The organism is Acidovorax sp. LjRoot66 (genome assembly GCF_964253305.1).
In the GTDB taxonomy this organism is placed as follows: domain Bacteria; phylum Pseudomonadota; class Gammaproteobacteria; order Burkholderiales; family Burkholderiaceae_C; genus Acidovorax.
In genome coordinates this window covers 1,312,399-1,329,067 of the sequence record NZ_CAXUQU020000001.1, presented here as the reverse complement: position 1 = coordinate 1,329,067, position 16,669 = coordinate 1,312,399, and the positions used below count along the sequence as shown (strand labels likewise).

Genomic DNA, 16,669 nt, shown 5'->3' with positions numbered 1-16,669 from the left:
CGCCTTCATGTCCTCTTCCCTCCCCGCCACCCCGCTGCGCATCACCGCGCAGCAAGGCCAGGCGCCGCTCTCGCTGGCACAACAGTCGTTCAACGGCTTGCTCGCGCAGATCGCAGAACAGCGCGAGATCCTGGCTGCATGGAACCAGGCCATCGACGCCTACCACCAGCGCTACGCCAAAGACGTCGCCCCCCTGCTCGACAGGTACTACGCTGCGCACGCCGGCCTGGTGAACGCCCTGGTGGAGGCCTCGGCGCGCAAAGGCCTGGGCCGCACGCTGCTGCGGGACCTGCATGCAGTGATCGCCCGGCTCGCTGGCGACCTGGCCCACAACGTGCGCGATGCCGCCACGCGCGCAACGATGCAGGCGCTGCACGCCCAGTACACCGAGGAGCCGCTCGACACCGAGGAAACACCCGACAGCACCGACGCGCTGCGGCTGCCATCCGCAACCGAGCCGGAATCCCCCGAAGACATCGTGCGCCGGGTGGAGGAGGAAATGCAGGCCCGTCAGGCACGCGCGCAACAGGAGCGCGAGCGCCACCGTGCCGGCCGTGCCCGCAAGCCCAGTGCGCAGGAGCGTGCGCAGCAGGAAGCCGCCCAGGAGGCCAGCCAGTCGGTGCGCGCGGTGTACCGCAAGCTGGCCAGTGCCCTGCACCCCGACCGCGAGCCCGACGAAGCCGAGCGCCTGCGCAAAACCGCCCTCATGCAGCGCGTGAACCTGGCCTATGCCGCCAACAGCCTGCTCGACCTGCTGCAACTGCAGCTGGAGGTGGAGCAGATCGACGCGCAGCACATGGCGGGGGTAGGCGACACGCACCTGCAGCGCTACAACCAGGTCCTCACCGACCAACTGGCAGAGTTGCGCCAGGAGGTGGTGACGCTGGAGAACACGATGCGGCTGCAGTTGGGCCTTGCATCCAAGCGCAAGCTGCAGCCCGGCCAGCTGATGGCCCAGTTGCGCAGCCAGATCCAGGCACTGGAGCACGACATTCCGCTGCTGCAGCGGGAGGTGCAGGCGGTAGCCGACAACGACTACCTCAAGCAATGGCTCAAGGCACAGGCCGCCGACATGCTGGACCCGGACTGAGCACCCTGGCGGGCATGGCAGCACCGCCTCCTTTAAAATACCAGCCCCACGACATTGCCACCGCCCGATCGACACGGGCCTGCAAGACCATGATCCGCCTTTCCGAAATCAAGCTGCCGTTGGCCGCCGTGCCGGCCGATGCCGCCGAGCACCCGCTGGACGCATTGCGCGCCCAGGCCGTCCAGGTCCTGGGCATCGCCCCGGCCGACATTGCCGCCGTGCACGTGCACAAGCGCAGCTTCGACGCGCGCAAGGCCGACCTGCTGGCGGTGTACATCATCGACATCACGCTGGCCGACCCAGTGCGCGAAACCGCCCTGCTCGCCCAGCATGCCGGCCGCCCGCACATCCAGCCCACGCCCGACATGGTGTGGCAGCCGGTGGGCCAGGCGCCCGCCGACCTGGCGCTGCGGCCAGTGGTGGTGGGCTTCGGGCCCTGCGGCATCTTTGCCGCGCTGGTGCTGGCGCAGATGGGCTTCAAGCCCATCGTGCTGGAACGCGGCAAGCCGGTGCGCGAGCGCACCAAGGACACCTGGGGCCTGTGGCGCAAGCGCGAGCTGCATGCCGAGAGCAACGTGCAGTTCGGCGAAGGCGGGGCCGGCACCTTCAGCGACGGCAAGCTCTACAGCCAGATCAAGGACCCGCGCCACCTGGGCCGCAAGGTCATGGGCGAGTTCGTCAAGGCCGGCGCGCCCGAGGAAATCCTCTACGTGGCGCACCCGCACATCGGCACCTTCAAGCTGGTGAAGGTGGTGGAGAACCTGCGCGAGCAGATCATCGCACTGGGCGGCGAGATCCGCTTCGAGCAGCGCGTGACCGACGTTGTCGTCGAAGGCACGGGCGAGAGCCGCCACCTGCGCGGCCTCACGGTGCTCAACCAGGCCACGGGCGAAACCACCGAACTGCGTGCCGACCATGTGGTGATGGCGCTGGGCCACAGCTCGCGCGACACCTTCGCCATGCTGTACCAGCGCGGCGTGGCCATGGAGGCCAAGCCTTTTTCCATCGGCTTTCGGGTAGAGCACCCGCAGGGCGTGATCGACCGCGCCCGCTGGGGCCGCCATGCCGGCCACCCGCTGCTGGGCGCGGCCGACTACAAGCTGGTGCACCACGCGGCCAACGGGCGCGCGGTCTACAGCTTCTGCATGTGCCCCGGCGGAACGGTGGTGGCCGCCACCAGCGAGCCGGGCCGCGTGGTCACCAACGGCATGAGCCAGTATTCGCGCAACGAGCGCAATGCCAATGCCGGCATGGTGGTGGGCATCGACCCCACCGACTACCCGACCGATGCCGAGGCCTTCGCGCTGCACCTGGGCGCGACCTATGGCGCCGAAGCGCAGCCGGCCGGGCACCACCACCCTCTGGCGGGCATCGTGATGCAGCGCCAGCTCGAATCCAATGCCTATGTGCTGGGCGGTAGCGACTACAGTGCGCCCGGCCAGTTGGTGGGCGACTTCATCGCCGGGCGCGATTCGAAGCAGCTGGGCGACGTGGAGCCTTCGTACAAGCCCGGCGTGGCCTTGGGCGACCTGCATGCAGCCCTGCCCGGCTACGCCATCGAGGCACTGCGCGAGGCACTGCCGGCCTTTGGCCGCAAGATCAAGGGCTTCGACATGCACGACGCGGTGCTCACCGGGGTGGAGACGCGCACCTCGTCCCCCCTCAAGATCGGGCGCGGCGAGAACCTGCAGAGCCTGAACACTGGCGGGCTCTACCCGGCGGGCGAGGGCGCGAGCTACGCGGGCGGCATCCTTTCAGCCGGGGTCGATGGAATCAAGGTCGGCGAAGCCGTGGCCCGCGCGCTGCTGGGCACGGCCTGAGGCCACCGCCCCTATGGCCCTCCTGCTTACAGCGCCCACGCGCGCACAGTTCATCGCTGCGGCGCTGGCGATGGCCACCGTGGTGCTGGCCTCCAACATCCTGGTGCAGTTTCCGATCAACGACTGGCTCACCTGGGGTGCCATCACCTACCCGGTGGCCTTCCTGGTGAGCGAGCTGGTCAACCGCCGCCATGGCCCGCAGCAGGCGCGGCGGGTGGCATGGGTGGGTTTCGCGGTGGCGGTGGTGGCCTCGCTGGTGCTGGCGCCGGCCCGCATTGCCGTGGCCTCGGGCACGGCCTTCCTGCTGTCACAGTGGCTGGACATTGGCGTGTTCGACCGCCTGCGCCACGGCAGCTGGTGGCGCGCGCCGCTGGTGGCCACGCTGCTCGCGGCCGTGCTGGACACGGCGGTCTTCTGGAGCATCGCGTTTGCAGGCACCAGCGACCCGTGGGTCACCTGGGCCCTGGGCGACCTGGCCGTGAAGCTGGTGCTGGGCGTGGCGCTGCTGCTGCCCTTTCGCCTGCTCATCGGCAACCGGGCAGCGCAGCTCCACTGAAGCTTACTTGCGCTGCAGGAAGTCGACGGCCAGCGCAGCCAGGGTACGGGCACCCACGGGCATCTGGTCTTCGTCGATGTCGAACAACGGCGAATGGTTGGATGGTGCCTTGGTGAAGTCCGCACCCTTGGGTGGCGCGCCCAGGAAGTAGAAGAAGCCAGGGGCCACCTTCTGGAATTCGGAGAAGTCTTCCGAACCGCTGACCTTGGGGATGATCATGGCCTTGCCGCCGGTGGCCAGCTTGAGCGCAGGCAGCGAGGCTTCGGTCAGCGCCGCAGGGTTGGAGGTCACGGGGTAGGCCACGGGGCCGAAGCGCACCTTGGCCTTGGCACCGCTCGATGCCGCGATGGACTCGGCCGTGGTGGTGATGCGCTTGAGTGCCTCCTGGCGCATGCCTTCATCGAAGGTGCGCAGCGTGCCCAGCAGTTCTACATTGTCGGGAATGATGTTGTAGCGCGTGCCGCCATGGATGGAGCCGATGGTGATCACGGCCGGCTCCTGGCTGATGTTGAGCTGGCGGCTCACCACCGTCTGCAGGCCCAGTACCACCTGGCTGGCAGCCACCACCGGGTCCACCGCGTTCCAGGGCGACGAGCCATGGCCGCCGCGGCCTTCGACCTGGATGCTGATGTTGTCCGAGCCCGCCATCAGCGGGCCGCTGCGGTAGCCCACCACGCCGGATGGCAGGTTGGCCGTGATGTGCAGGCCGTAGATGGCCTGCACGTCTTTCAGCGCGCCCTCTTCCACCATGGCCTTGGCGCCGAAGCTGGGGACCTTGCCGCTGGCGTCGGCCTCCACCGGCGCGCCTTCCTCGGCGGGCTGGAAGATGAACTTGATGGTGCCCGGCAGCGTGGCCCGCATGCCCGCCAGGGCCTCGGCCGCGCCCATGAGCATGGCCACGTGGGCATCGTGCCCGCAGGCATGCATGACCGGCACTTCCTTGCCCAGGTAGTTGGCCTTCACCTTGGAGGCAAAGGGCAGCTTGGTGTTCTCGGGCACGGGCAGCGCATCCATGTCGGCGCGCAGGGCCACCACCTTGCCCGGCAAGCCGCCACGCAGGATGCCGACCACGCCAGTACCGCCCACGCCGGTCTGCACCTCCATCCCCAAGCGCTTGAGGTGCTCGGCCACCAGCTTGGCGGTACGCACTTCCTGGCCCGACAGTTCGGGGTGGGCGTGGATGTCGCGGCGCCAGCCGACCATCTTGCCGGCCACGCCGTTCACGGCGGTATCGATGGCCTGAAGGCCAGCGGCATCCAGGGCCTGGGCATGGGCGGAAGAAACCAGGGCCAGGCTGCCGGCCACGAGGCCGGCGGCAATGGCGATCGACGAGAGGGTTTTGTGCATGAGGCGGAGTCCGTGCAGGGGGATTAAAAACAACGAGCGTTCATGCTACGGGTGCCCAGATGTTTCATGACAAGCGAAAATCGCCATCTACAGAGCCGATACCGCCATGCCCGCCCCCACCTTCCGCATCGATATTCCGCTGGTGCCTGAATCCTCCTTGGGCACTGCCCTGCATTTCATCGACCTGTTGCGCAGCGCCAACCTGCTGGCCCGCCTGCGGTCGGGGAACCAGGCGCCGCGCATGGACTGGCGGCTTCTCGATGCCAACGGCCAGCCCCTGCCCGCCCTGACCGGACCGTGGGCGCACTACACCGCTGCCGGACCGTCCACCGACGTGCACAGCGGCCCGGCACAGGCGGTGTTCATTGCCTCGTTCCTCGCGGCCGACATTCCGGCCATACGCCAGGTGGTGGCGCGCCACCCCGCGCTGGTGCGGCAGGTCGGCATTGCAGTGGATGCCGGGCAAAAGCTGCTGACCATGGGCGATGGCGCCTGGCTGGCTGCGGCCAGCGGCCGCCTGCAGGGGCGCACGGCCAGCCTGCCCTGGTTCTACATGGCTGGCTTTGCGCGGGACTTCCCGGGCATCACGCTGGTGCCGGGGCGGGACTGGACCGACGATGGCCCCTGGCTGAGCGGCGCCCTGCCCCACAACCTGGTGGACCTGGCCATCGCCCTGGTGCGCCATGCCTTTGGCGAGGAAATGGCCCGGGCCTGCGCCACGGTGATGGCGCCCGACCACCAGCGCGCGCAGGCCGCCCTGCAGGCCAATGCACAGCAGCACATCCCGGCCACGCGCGACAGCACCCTGGCGCGCGCCATCGCCTGGATGGAGGCCCATCTGGAAGAGCCGTATTCACTGGAACGCCTGGCGCAGGCCGCATCGGTGAGCGCGCGCACCCTGCTGCGGCATTTCCAGGCCGAGCTGGCGCAGTCGCCGCTCGACTACCTGCATGCCCTGCGCTGCGCGCGCGCCAAGGTGATGCTCGAAGTGACGCTGGAGAGCGTACCCAGCATCGCCGTGGCCTGCGGCTATGCGGACCCCGCGGCCTTTCGCCGTATCTTCGTGCGGCACACCGGCATGCCGCCGGCCGAGTACCGCAAGCGCCATGCCTTGCGCGCTCCGCGCAGGCGCTGGCGGGTGGAAGTGGGTTGAGACGGCTGCGGCGGAGTTGCCTGGGCCGTGCCTATCGCAGCATGCCTGTCGAGGGCAGGCGAAACGCCTCCACCAGTTCGGCCAGTTGCTGCGCCTGTACGCGCAGGCCCTGCGCGGCGGCCGACGATTCCTCCACCAGCGCGGCGTTCTGCTGCGTCATCTGGTCCAGTTGGGACACGGCCTCGCCCACCTGGCTCAGGCCCGTGGTCTGCTCGCGCGCGGCGGTGCTGATCTCGCCGATGATGGTCGCCACCTGTTTCACCGAGTCGACGATCTCGCCCATGGTGCTGCCAGCCGCATGCACCAGCGCCGAGCCTTCGTCCACCTGGCGCACGCTATCGCTGATCAGGCCGCCGATCTCCTTGGCGGCCGTGGCCGAGCGCTGGGCCAGGCTGCGCACCTCGCTGGCCACCACGGCGAAGCCCCGTCCCTGCTCACCGGCACGGGCGGCTTCGACTGCGGCATTGAGCGCCAGGATGTTGGTCTGGAAGGCGATGCCATCGATCACGCTGGTGATGTCGGCAATGCGGCGGGACGACTGGGCGATGCCCTCCATGGTGCCCACCACCCGGTCCACCGCGTCGCGCCCGCGCTGGGCCACGCCGCTGGCACCCGTGGCCAGGCTGCTGGCCTGCGCGGCCGCGTCGGCGCTGTGGCGCACGGTGGCCAGCAGCTCTTCCATGCTGGCGGCGATTTCTTCGAGGTTCGAGGCCGTCTGCTCGGTGCGGGCCGACAGGTCGCTGTTGCCCGCAGCGATCTCGCCGCTGGCATCGGCTACCGAGGCGCTGGCCCCGCGCATGCCCACGACCAGCGCCGCCAGACGTGCCTGCATGTCGCCCAGGCGGGCCACCAGGGCCTGCAGTTCATCGCGGTTGCCGGTGTCTGCGGCGGGCACGTGCGAGGTCAGGTCGCCCTCGGCGATGCGGTCGGTCACGTCCGATGCCCGTGCCAGGGGCCGCAGGATGGAGCGCGACAGCAACCAGGCACACACCAGGCTCAGCAGCAGCCCCAGCGCGGAGCCCGCAGCCAGCAGCAAGGTGCCCATCTTCTCGCTGCGGGTGGCCGCAGCGCGCGCATCGGCCACGCGCTGGCGCTGGTATTCGGCCAGCTCGTCGACCGCCTTGGCATAGGCATCCGCCGCTGGGCGCAGGGTGCCGGCAATGGCATCTGCAGGCAGGGCCTCGCCGGCCTTGCGGCGCTTGACCAGATCGTCGCGCACGCTGCGGAACTGGTTGCCTGCCTTGTCGATGGTGTCGAAGATGCGTTGCGATGCGGGGTCTTCGGTCAGCTCGTCGAGCCGTTTGCGCACCTCGCTGGAGCGCGCCGACGTGACCTTGCGGTCGGCGTCGATGCGCGCTGTGTAGGCCGGGTTGTCGATCTCCAGCAGGGTCTCGGCCCGCACCGAACTGAGCACCACGATGGCGTGCAGCTCGCGGGCCAACAGGGCCCGCTCGGAAGAGGCGCCGCCCAGGTCATCGGCGATGTCCTGCAGCTCCGCCAGCCGCCAGATCCCCACGGCTGCCGACAGGAACATCACAAGGCATACGACGCCAAAGGCGAGGGCCAGGCGGAACGCGACACGCGTTTGGGTGAGGGACATGGTGCAGGCCTGTTGGTGGGGTCAGTGAATACTGGATCTGTAGCAGATTGCAACAAATCCGGGTTTTCCCTTATATCGTCAATATGGGACGAATACTTGAACCCGGCGTGCCCCCTGCCAGCCCCATACCAGCCTCACTCCAGCCAAATGGCAGGAAAGGGCCTTTCTCAAGTTCACCCTGCCGCCGCACCCCTCAGCACGCTCGCCCCTGCTGCGGCACGCAGTTCGCCGGAAAGCTCCGGGCTGCGGACGGCGCGTGACAGCACCAGTGCCCCCACCAGTTGCGACAGCGCAGCCAAGGCCTGTTCGCGGCGCTCGGCGGGTTCGTCACCCTGCATCAGCGGTTCCAGCACCCGCAGGAAATTGTCGATCCCGGTCTCGAACGTGCCCTTCAGCGCCGGACCAGCGCGGGCCACGTCACCGGCCAGCGCCGCCATCGCACAGCCTTTGGCGGTGTGCCGGCAATGCAGATCCGAAAGGTAGAAGCCCACCAGCGCCTGCAGCGCCTCGGCCGGCGGCTTGGCGGACAGCTCCTCCCAGTAGTCCTGGTTGGCCATGAGTGCGCGCTCACATGCCAGGCCGGCCAGTTCATCCTTGGACTCGAAATGGCCGTAGAAACCGCCCCGGGTCAGCCCGGCGGTCTGCATCAACTCGTTCAGGCCGATGCCGTCGAACCCTTTTTCACGGAACAACTCGCCTGCCACATCCACGATGCGTTCGCGGTTGGCCTCGGCCTGCGCCCTCGTCACTTTCATGGCTTCTCCTTGTGCTTGACTTATTTTACATGTTGATCGACATTTATATTTATTCATGTCGATCAACATTTAAAGGCATCTCATGAAAGCATTGATTACCGCCTATGCGCGCACTCCGTTCCACTTCGCACGCAAAGGCGCCCTGGCCCAGGTGCGGCCCGACACGCTGGCCGCCGAACTCATCAGGAGCCTGGTGCAGCGCACCGGCATCGACCCGGCGACGCTGGAAGACGTGATCGCCGGCTGCGCCTACCCGGAGGGTGCGCAGGGCAACAACATCGCGCGCATCGCGTCGCTGCTGGCGGGGCTGCCGCACGGGGTCAGCGGGATGACGGTGAACCGCTTTTGCGGCTCGTCGATGTCGGCCGTGCACATTGCGGCCGCGCAGATCGAGGCCGGACTGGGCGATGCCTACCTGTGCCTGGGGGTGGAGTCCATGACCATGGTGCCGCAGGGCGGCCTCACCTTCTCGCCCCACCCTGTGCTGTTCGAGCAGACCGATGCCTACATGGCCATGGGCGAGACGGCCGAGAACGTGGCCGAGCTCTACGCGGTGTCGCGCACCGACCAGGAGCAACTGGCCCTCGGGTCGCACCGCAAGGCGGCCGCCGCGCGCGAGGCCGGCCTGCTGCGCAGCGAGATCGTACCCATCACCCTGCCCGATGGCCAGGTGGTGGCCGAGGACGGCTGTATCCGCCCTGCCACCTCGCTCGAAGCCCTGGCCGGCCTCAAGCCCGCTTTCCGCGAGACCGGCACCGTCACGGCCGGCACCTCATCGCCCCTGACCGATGGCGCAGCCGCCGTGCTGGTGACCAGCGAGGCCTACGCCGCGCGCCATGGCCTGCAACCGCTGGCCCGCATCGTGGCCATGGCCACGGCGGGCGTGGACCCGGCCTTCATGGGCCTGGGCCCCATCCCTGCATCGCGCAAGGCACTGGCGCACGCAGGCCTGGCCGCGGCCGACATGGATGTGGTCGAGATCAACGAAGCCTTTGCCTCCCAGGCCCTGGCCTGCATCCGCGAACTGGGCCTCCGGCCCGAGGCCATCAACCTCGATGGCGGCGGCCTGGCCATCGGCCACCCGCTGGGCGCCACGGGCGCGCGCATCACCGGCAAGGCGGCGGCGCTGCTGCAGCGCCAGCGCGGGCGCTACGCGCTGGCCACCCAGTGCATCGGCGGCGGCCAGGGCATTGCCACGGTGCTGCAGGCGCTGTGACCGCCACCAACCATTTCTCCCACCCCCAACCCCACCCTCTTGCTCCAAGGACTGCTTCCATGAACATCCAGAACTCCGTCGTCTTCATCACCGGTGCCAACCGGGGCCTGGGCCTGGCCTTTGCCCAGGCCGCCCTCGCCGCAGGTGCCCGCAAGGTCTACGCGGCCGCGCGCGACCCCGCCACCGTCACCTTGCCCGGCGTCGTTCCCGTGCAGCTCGACGTCACGAACCCCGCCCAGATCGCGGCCGCCGTGGCCGCCTGCCCCGATGTGACGCTGCTGGTGAACAACAGCGGCATCTCGCGTGGATCGAGTTTTCTGGGCACGCCCGATGCCATGGCGGCCGCGCGCGCCGAGTTCGAGACCAATTTCTTCGGCCCCTGGGCCGTGGCGCAGGCCTTCGCGCCGGTGCTCCAGGCGAACGGTGGCGGCGCGGTGCTCAACGTGCTGTCGGTGCTGAGCTGGCTCACGATTCCGGGAGTGGCCACCTACAGCGCCTCCAAGGCCGCCGCATGGTCGCTGAGCAATGGCCTGCGCAATGAACTGCGTGCCCAGGGCACGCAGGTGACCAGCCTGCACGTGGCCTACATGGACACCGACATGACGCGCGGCCTGGACGCCCCCAAGGCAGCGCCGCTCGACGTCGCGCACCTGGCGCTGCAGGGTGTGGAGGCAGGCCTCGCCGAGGTGCTGGCCGACGACACCACGCGCCATGTCAAGCAATCACTCTCGAGCGCCACTCCGGCCTACACAGGCTGAGGCAAGTCCCCCAAAAAGAAAGCCGCCGGGTTCACACCCGGCGGCCTTTTTACGGAGCGATACGGCCCCGGGGCCGTTCAAAGCATCACGCCTTGTTCTGCAGCGCGGCAATGCGCTCTTCGATGGGCGGATGGGTGCTGAACAGCTTGCCGATGCCGCCGGCGATGCCCATGGCGGCCACGCTCTTGGGCAGCTCGCCCGGATGCATGCCGCCCAGGCGCGCCAGGGCATTGATCATGGGCTGGCGGCGGCCCATCAGTTGGGCGGCACCCGCATCGGCGCGGAACTCGCGCTGGCGGCTGAACCAGGCCACCACCATGGCGGCGGCAAAACCCAGCACGATGTCGAGCACGATAGTGGTCACGTAATAGCCGATGCCGGGGCCCGAGCTGTTCTCGTCGTTCTTGCGCAGAAAGCTGTCCACCGCATAGCCGATCACGCGCGACAGGAACACCACGAAGGTGTTCATCACACCCTGGATCAGCGTCATGGTCACCATGTCGCCATTGGCGATGTGGGCCACCTCGTGGCCGATCACGGCCTCGACCTCTTCACGCGTCATGCCCTGCAGCAGGCCGGTGGACACTGCCACCAGCGCCGAGTTCTTGAACGCGCCCGTGGCGAAGGCGTTCGGGTCGCCTTCGAAGATACCGACTTCGGGCATGCCGATCTTGGCCTCGTCGGCGAACTTGCGCACCGTCTCGACGATCCAGCGTTCATCGGCCGAACCCGAGCCGTCGATCACTCGCACGCCCGAGGTCCACTTGGCCATGGGCTTGCTGATCAGCAGCGAGATGATCGCGCCGCCAAAGCCCATGATGAGCGCAAAGCCCAGCAGCGCGCCCAGGTTCAGGCCGTTGGCCGTGAGGTAGCGGTTGACGCCCAGCAGGCTCGCCACCACCCCCAGCACGACGACGACGGCCAGGTTGGTCAGTACAAACAAAAATATCCGCTTCATGTTCTCTCCGTGGGGTAAACAAGGAACTGCGGCCGGTGGACCGCAACAGTCGATTCGGGAGTGAGAGCCGCACCTGCGGTGTGCAGGGCTAGGCGCAAAGCGCAGCCATAGCCGAAGCTATGGCGAGCATTTGCAACGACGCCCTGCGCATCGCAGGCGTGGCAAGCACTTCTGAATTGGCTGTTACGGTTCACTATATGGGGGGTGGGTCGGCGCGATTCAAGCACCGCCACCCCGGGGCCCGCAGCCGCAGTTTCCCTTTGCGGTATGGTAGGGCGAATTGCCTGGAGGGGCCTTATCACACAGTCGCTGACGGGAATTAGAGCGTCTTGTCCGATGCGGTGCGGGAAGGCCGGAACACCTGCGGATCGTCGTAGAAGCACAGGTCTTCGTTGGCCAGCCACCAGCCGGGCACGCCCAGCACCGGCAGCGGCGTGAAGGGCTTGTTGGCCCAGCATTCTGGCTGCATCTGCTGCGCCAGCCAGGCATCGGCCTGTGCCAGGGAGGCCATGGGTGCCGCCGCCCGGTACACGTGCGCCACGATGGGCTTGCGCGGGGCCACCAGCTTCTCCAGCAGCGCATGGCCGAACAGCACCAGCCGCGCTTCCCGCCACAGCGGGCGCAGATCGACAAACAGGCGCTGCCACTGGCGCGCATTCAGCGCGTCCCACAAGGGCGCAGGCGCATCGAGCAGGGCGCCGTTCTCATCGAACACCGTGAGCGCATCGCGCAGCGGGCCGCGCACCGCACCAATGCCGTGCGTCGCGATGGCACCGGCCTGCAGTTCGTTGAGCCGCCGCTTGGCCTGCGGAAACTGCAGCCACACCAGGCCGTTGAAGAAGTCGTGCAGGTTGTCGCGCGTGGGCACGCGGCGCGTGTCGAAGATGTGCTGCTCGTAGGCCGCGCCTTCGGGCAGGTCGCCCTGCGGGACAAACTGCACGGGCGCTGCCCAGGCGCACTGCAGCGCGCGGTGCACCGGCGCGCCGTGCAGCAGCACCTGCTGCGCCATGGCTTGGCCAGTGGCCTGCCACGGCGCTAGCCAGGCGGCAGCCCAGTCAATCGCCTCTAGACCAGCCGCCACGGCAGCGCTTCACCCGCGCGCAAAGGCTTGAGTTCGGCTTCGCCAAAGGCAAAGCTGTCGGGCGGCGTCCACGACTCGCGGCGCAGGGTGATGGTGCCGGTGTTGCGCGGCAGGCTGTAGAAGTCCGGGCCGTTGAAGCTGGCGAAGGCTTCGAGCTGGTCGAGTGCGCCCGCGTTGTCGAAGGCCTCGGCGTACATCTCCATCGCCGCGTGGGCGGTGTAGCAGCCGGCGCAGCCGCTGGCGTGCTCCTTTAGGTGCGCAGGGTGCGGCGCGCTGTCGGTGCCCAGGAAGAACTTGGCGCTGCCGCTGGTGGCGGCCTGCACCAGGGCCAGGCGGTGCGTCTCGCGCTTGAGCACGGGCAGGCAGTAGTAGTGTGGGCGCACGCCGCCGATGAAGATGGCGTTGCGGTTGTACAGCAGGTGGTGCGCGGTGATGGTGGCCGCCGTGAAGCGGTCGGCCGCCTGCACGTAGTCGGCCGCATCCTTGGTGGTGATGTGCTCGAAGACGATCTTGAGCTCGGGGAAGTCGCGGCGCAGCGGGATCAGCTGCTGCTCGATGAACACCGCCTCGCGGTCGAACAGGTCGATGTCGCTGCTGGTCACCTCGCCGTGCACCAGCAGCAGCATGCCGCTTTTTTGCATGGCTTCGAGGGTCTTGTAGGTCTTGCGCAGGTCGGTCACGCCCGCGTCGCTGTTGGTGGTGGCGCCCGCAGGGTAGAGCTTGGCAGCGACCACCCCGGCTTCGCGCGCGCGCACGATCTCTTCGGGCGGCAGGTTGTCGGTGAGGTACAGCGTCATCAGCGGCTCGAAGGCCACGCCCTCGGGTACGGCAGCGAGGATGCGCCCCTTGTACGCCAGGGCCTGCTCGGCCGTGGTCACGGGCGGGCGCAGGTTGGGCATGATGATCGCGCGGCCGAACTGGGCGGCCGTGTGCGGCACGACGGTGAACAGGGGCTCTCCGTCGCGCACGTGCAGGTGCCAGTCGTCGGGGCGGGTGATGGTGAGGGTGTTGGTGGGGGCGGCTGCAGTCATGGGCGATATTCTCCCATTCCCCGCATCACCCCCCTGCCGGTACCGCTCATTCGGCGGTGATGCCGGCCTTGCGCACCACGTCGCCGAACTTCACCAGGCGCTCGGCCATCATCTTCTCGAAGGCGGCAGGCGGCATCTCCTCGGGCACGATCACGCCGCGCTCCTTGAGGTTGGCCACCATGGCAGGTGCCGTGGCGGCCTGGCGTACCGCCTTGTACAGCGTCTGCACGATGGCGTCGGGGGTGCCCCCAGGGGCGGCCAGGCCGGTCCAGGAGCTGAGGTTGAGCTCGGGATAGCCGACCTCGGCCATGGTGGGCACATCGGGCAGTTGCGGCAGGCGCTGCTCGGAGGCCACAGCCAGCGCGCGCACCTTGCCGGCCTGCACATGGGGCAGCATGATGACCAGGTTGTCGAGGATGAACTGCACCTCGTTGGCCAGCACGGCCGTGATCAGCGGCGTGCCGCCGCGGTAGGGGATGTGCGTGGTGTAGATACCGGTGACCGCCTTGAACATCTCCACGTTGAGCTGGCCCATGCTGCCCACGCCGCCGCTGCCGTAGTTGAGCTTGCCGGGGTTCTTCTTGGCGTAGTCCACGAACTCCTTGACGGACTTGAGGGGCAGGCTCGAGTGCACGACCAGTGCATTGGGCTGGCGGCCCAGGATGGCGATGTTCTCGAAGTCCTTGATCGGGTCGTAGCCCACCTTGGGCTGGGTCAGCGGGTTGGCCAGGTGGCTGCTCTGCGAGGACACCACCAGCGTGTAGCCATCGGGCTTGGCGCGCGCCACGCCCAGTGATGCGACCGAGCCACCGGCACCTGCGCGGTTTTCGACCACGATGGGCACGCCCAGGATGCGCGACAGCGGCTCCGAATACTGGCGCGCCATGATGTCCACCGATCCCCCGGGAGGAAAGGGCACCACGAGCGTGATGGGACGCGAGGGATACCTGTCCTGGGACTGTGCGGCCAGCGGTGCCAGGCCCGCGAGGCCCAGCCCGAGGCCGGCGTTGAGGATGTGGCGGCGATTGGGTTGCATGAAGGAGTTCACGGGGTCTTCTCTCAAGGTCTTGCAGGGATCGGAAATCAGGGATGGTCGAGAACGGCCAGCGCCACGGCCTGCGCGCGCGGCACCAGGGTGGACAGCTCGCAGTACTCGCGCTCGGTGTGGGGGTGGCCACCCACGGGGCCGGTGCCGCACAGCGTGGGTGCGCCCACCGAGGCGGTCAGCCCGCTGTCGGCCGCGCCGCCGGTGAACTCGCCCTCTACCGAAAAGCCCAGCGACTGCGCGCCGCGCTGGTACAGCGCCAGCAGTGTCTCGGGAGTGGGTTTCATGGGCAGGGTGCGGCGCATGCCGGTCACGCGGCCCTGGGTGCGGGGAAGGCTCTCGGCCTCGACGATGGCGCGCACGCGCTCGAAGAGTTCGTCGGGATCGGTCTCGGCGGTGTAGCGCACGTCCAGTTCGGCCTTGGCGTGCGGCGCCACCATGTTCGGCACGATGCCGCCCTGCACCACGCCGACGTTGGTGGTGATGCCCGCAGCCACGTCGGTCAGTGCATCCAGCGCCAGGATCTTGTGGGCCAGCGCCCCGATGGCGCTGGCGCCGGCCGCATGGTTGATGCCGGCATGGGCGGCCACGCCCTGCACCTCGAATTCGATGGCCATGGAGCCCTTGCGGCTGGTGACCAGGTTGCCGCTCACGCGGCCGGGCTCGGCATTGAACACGGCACGGGCGCCGCGGGCCGCGGCCATGATGTGCTCGCGTGTGGCGGGCGAGCCAATCTCCTCGTCGCAAGAGAAGAACAGCCGCAGCGGCGCCGTGAGCCCGCCGCAGCGCGCAAAGGCCTCGGCCACGAAGGCGTTCATCACCAGGCCCGACTTCATGTCGGCCACGCCGGGGCCGTAGGCACGGCCATCCTCCACGCGGAAGGGGCGGCGCGCCACGGTGCCGGCCGGGTACACCGTGTCCATGTGGCCCATGAGCAGGATGGGCGCGCCCTCGGTGGGGCCGGGCACCTGGGCCTGCAGCAGCACGCCATAGCCGGGTACGGGCACCAACTCCACCGCCACGCCGGCGGCCACGAGCCGCTCGCGCAGGGTTGCGGCCACCGCCGTCACGCCCGCTTCGTCGCGGCTGCCGCTGTCGATGTCCACCACCTTCTGCAACAGGTCTTGCATCGCCTGTTGCTGGCCGGCCAGCCAATCGAGGATGCGCGTGCGTACCTGCACGCGGCTTTCTTCAAGGGTATCCTGCATGTTTTCCTTTGCTCCCACGCCCGGGGACGGCTGGGCGATGGAGTGAAAGTGTTGCATGCAGCGGCCTTGTTTGCAATACATTTTTCATAAAATGGACATCAATGAAATTATCATTGCAGAACTCAGACGGACTGCTGCCCGAGCGCCTGGCCCGCCAGGGCGCGGGCCTCACGGCCAGCGAGCGCGCGCTGGCCGAGTCGCTGGAGCGCGATTACCCCCATGCGCTGCTCGAATCGGCCACCGCCCTGGCCGCCCGCACCGGCACCAGCGCCTCCACCGTGGTGCGGCTGTTCGCCAAGCTGGGCTATGGCAGCTACGCCGAGGCCCAGCGCGAGGCCCGCGCCGAGGTCACGGCCCTGCTGCAGACGGCCGGGCAGCGCGCGCCCGTGACCATCGGCACACGGCGCAGCCTGCAGCAGTGCGTGGACGACGCCCTGCTGCACGACCAGCACAACATAGGCGCCACGCGCGACGGGCTGGACATGGCGGCCTTCGAGGCCATCGCTACGCGACTGGCGCAGGGCAAGGGCCGCGTCTTCGTGCTGGCACAGATCAACAGCGCGCCCGTGGCGGCGTGGCTGGCGCTGCACCTGAACATGTGCCGCCCCGGTGTGCACGAGTTGGGCGCGGGTGCCGTGGCGGCCACCGACCAGTTGCTATGGGTGCAGCCCGATGACGTGCTGCTGGCCTTCAGCATCCGCCGCTACGCGAGCGGCCCGGTGAAGGTGGCGCAGCGCTTTCGCGAGGCCGGTGGCCAGGTGCTGACCATCACCGACAGCGCCTCGGCCCCGCTGGCCGTGCTGGCCCATGAACGCCTCCTGGTGCGCACCTCCAACGCCTCTCCGTTCGACTCGTACACCGCCGCCTTCTTCCTGTGCAATGCACTGGTGTCGGCCGTGGCGCAGTTGCGGCACGAAGCCGTGTCGGAAGCACTCAAGCGCCGGGATACGCTGTGGAAGGATGTGGAGGAGCAGCAGCTCATCGTGGAGGGAACTCCAGCGCGCAAGCCCGTCCGGAAATAGGCAGGAGCCTGCGACTCAGCGCGCCGAGG

The 16,669-nt window shown here is 68.5% G+C and carries 15 protein-coding genes; 7 read left to right on the top strand and 8 right to left on the bottom strand.

The genetic code is table 11. From position 1 onward, the window contains the following. Positions 1 to 7 precede the first annotated feature (7 nt). The 3 genes from ACSQ3Y_RS06170 (at position 8) to ACSQ3Y_RS06160 (ending at position 3,466) form a co-directional block, all read left to right on the top strand. Complete coding sequence (locus ACSQ3Y_RS06170; protein WP_057200120.1) at positions 8 to 1,090, top strand: hypothetical protein; 1,083 nt, start codon at positions 8 to 10, stop codon at positions 1,088 to 1,090. 89 nt (positions 1,091 to 1,179) lie between these two features. Beyond that, complete coding sequence (locus ACSQ3Y_RS06165) at positions 1,180 to 2,910, top strand: NAD(P)/FAD-dependent oxidoreductase (RefSeq protein WP_436176755.1); 1,731 nt, start codon at positions 1,180 to 1,182, stop codon at positions 2,908 to 2,910. Between the two features lie 13 nt (positions 2,911 to 2,923). Further along, positions 2,924 to 3,466, top strand: coding sequence for a VUT family protein (locus ACSQ3Y_RS06160; RefSeq protein WP_436176754.1), 543 nt, complete (start codon positions 2,924 to 2,926; stop codon positions 3,464 to 3,466). Between the two features lie 3 nt (positions 3,467 to 3,469). On the opposite strand, the gene ACSQ3Y_RS06155 is transcribed toward ACSQ3Y_RS06160, so the two are convergent. After that, positions 3,470 to 4,813, bottom strand: coding sequence for an amidohydrolase (locus ACSQ3Y_RS06155; RefSeq protein WP_436176753.1), 1,344 nt, complete (start codon positions 4,811 to 4,813; stop codon positions 3,470 to 3,472). Positions 4,814 to 4,919: 106 nt separating this feature from the next. Between ACSQ3Y_RS06155 and ACSQ3Y_RS06150 the strand changes: the two genes are divergently transcribed. Further along, on the top strand, positions 4,920 to 5,966 hold the full coding sequence (locus ACSQ3Y_RS06150) for a GlxA family transcriptional regulator (RefSeq protein WP_436176752.1): 1,047 nt from the start codon (positions 4,920 to 4,922) through the stop codon (positions 5,964 to 5,966). A gap of 31 nt (positions 5,967 to 5,997) precedes the next feature. Here the strand turns inward: ACSQ3Y_RS06150 and ACSQ3Y_RS06145 are convergent, their stop codons facing one another. Further along, on the bottom strand, positions 5,998 to 7,566 hold the full coding sequence (locus ACSQ3Y_RS06145) for a methyl-accepting chemotaxis protein (RefSeq protein WP_436176751.1): 1,569 nt from the start codon (positions 7,564 to 7,566) through the stop codon (positions 5,998 to 6,000). A 173-nt stretch (positions 7,567 to 7,739) separates the two neighbouring features. Continuing rightward, a complete protein-coding gene (locus ACSQ3Y_RS06140; protein ID WP_436176750.1) occupies positions 7,740 to 8,390 on the bottom strand; it encodes a TetR/AcrR family transcriptional regulator in 651 nt (216 codons plus the stop codon). Positions 8,391 to 8,403: 13 nt separating this feature from the next. Here ACSQ3Y_RS06140 and ACSQ3Y_RS06135 point away from each other — a divergent pair, with 13 nt between their 5' ends. Both ACSQ3Y_RS06135 and ACSQ3Y_RS06130 read left to right on the top strand, forming a co-directional pair. Continuing rightward, positions 8,404 to 9,537, top strand: a complete 1,134-nt coding sequence (locus ACSQ3Y_RS06135; protein WP_436176749.1) for a thiolase family protein — start codon at positions 8,404 to 8,406, stop codon at positions 9,535 to 9,537. 59 nt (positions 9,538 to 9,596) lie between these two features. After that, positions 9,597 to 10,295, top strand: coding sequence for an SDR family oxidoreductase (locus tag ACSQ3Y_RS06130; RefSeq protein WP_436176748.1), 699 nt, complete (start codon positions 9,597 to 9,599; stop codon positions 10,293 to 10,295). A gap of 85 nt (positions 10,296 to 10,380) precedes the next feature. Here the strand turns inward: ACSQ3Y_RS06130 and htpX are convergent, their stop codons facing one another. The 5 genes from htpX to ACSQ3Y_RS06105 form a co-directional block, all read right to left on the bottom strand. Continuing rightward, positions 10,381 to 11,253: a protease HtpX gene (gene htpX, locus ACSQ3Y_RS06125; RefSeq protein ID WP_057266312.1), complete on the bottom strand. Its 873-nt coding sequence runs from the start codon at positions 11,251 to 11,253 to the stop codon at positions 10,381 to 10,383. A gap of 319 nt (positions 11,254 to 11,572) precedes the next feature. Next, complete coding sequence (locus ACSQ3Y_RS06120; protein ID WP_436176747.1) at positions 11,573 to 12,262, bottom strand: DUF3025 domain-containing protein; 690 nt, start codon at positions 12,260 to 12,262, stop codon at positions 11,573 to 11,575. 56 nt (positions 12,263 to 12,318) lie between these two features. Continuing rightward, positions 12,319 to 13,365, bottom strand: coding sequence for a dihydroorotase (gene pyrC / locus ACSQ3Y_RS06115; protein WP_057200109.1), 1,047 nt, complete (start codon positions 13,363 to 13,365; stop codon positions 12,319 to 12,321). A gap of 46 nt (positions 13,366 to 13,411) precedes the next feature. Further along, positions 13,412 to 14,401, bottom strand: a complete 990-nt coding sequence (locus ACSQ3Y_RS06110) for a Bug family tripartite tricarboxylate transporter substrate binding protein (protein ID WP_436180094.1) — start codon at positions 14,399 to 14,401, stop codon at positions 13,412 to 13,414. Positions 14,402 to 14,448: 47 nt separating this feature from the next. Continuing rightward, positions 14,449 to 15,618, bottom strand: a complete 1,170-nt coding sequence (locus ACSQ3Y_RS06105) for a M20 family metallopeptidase (RefSeq protein WP_436176746.1) — start codon at positions 15,616 to 15,618, stop codon at positions 14,449 to 14,451. Positions 15,619 to 15,719: 101 nt separating this feature from the next. Between ACSQ3Y_RS06105 and ACSQ3Y_RS06100 the strand changes: the two genes are divergently transcribed. Then, positions 15,720 to 16,640: a MurR/RpiR family transcriptional regulator gene (locus ACSQ3Y_RS06100; protein ID WP_436176745.1), complete on the top strand. Its 921-nt coding sequence runs from the start codon at positions 15,720 to 15,722 to the stop codon at positions 16,638 to 16,640. The last annotated feature ends 29 nt before the right edge of the window (positions 16,641 to 16,669 follow it).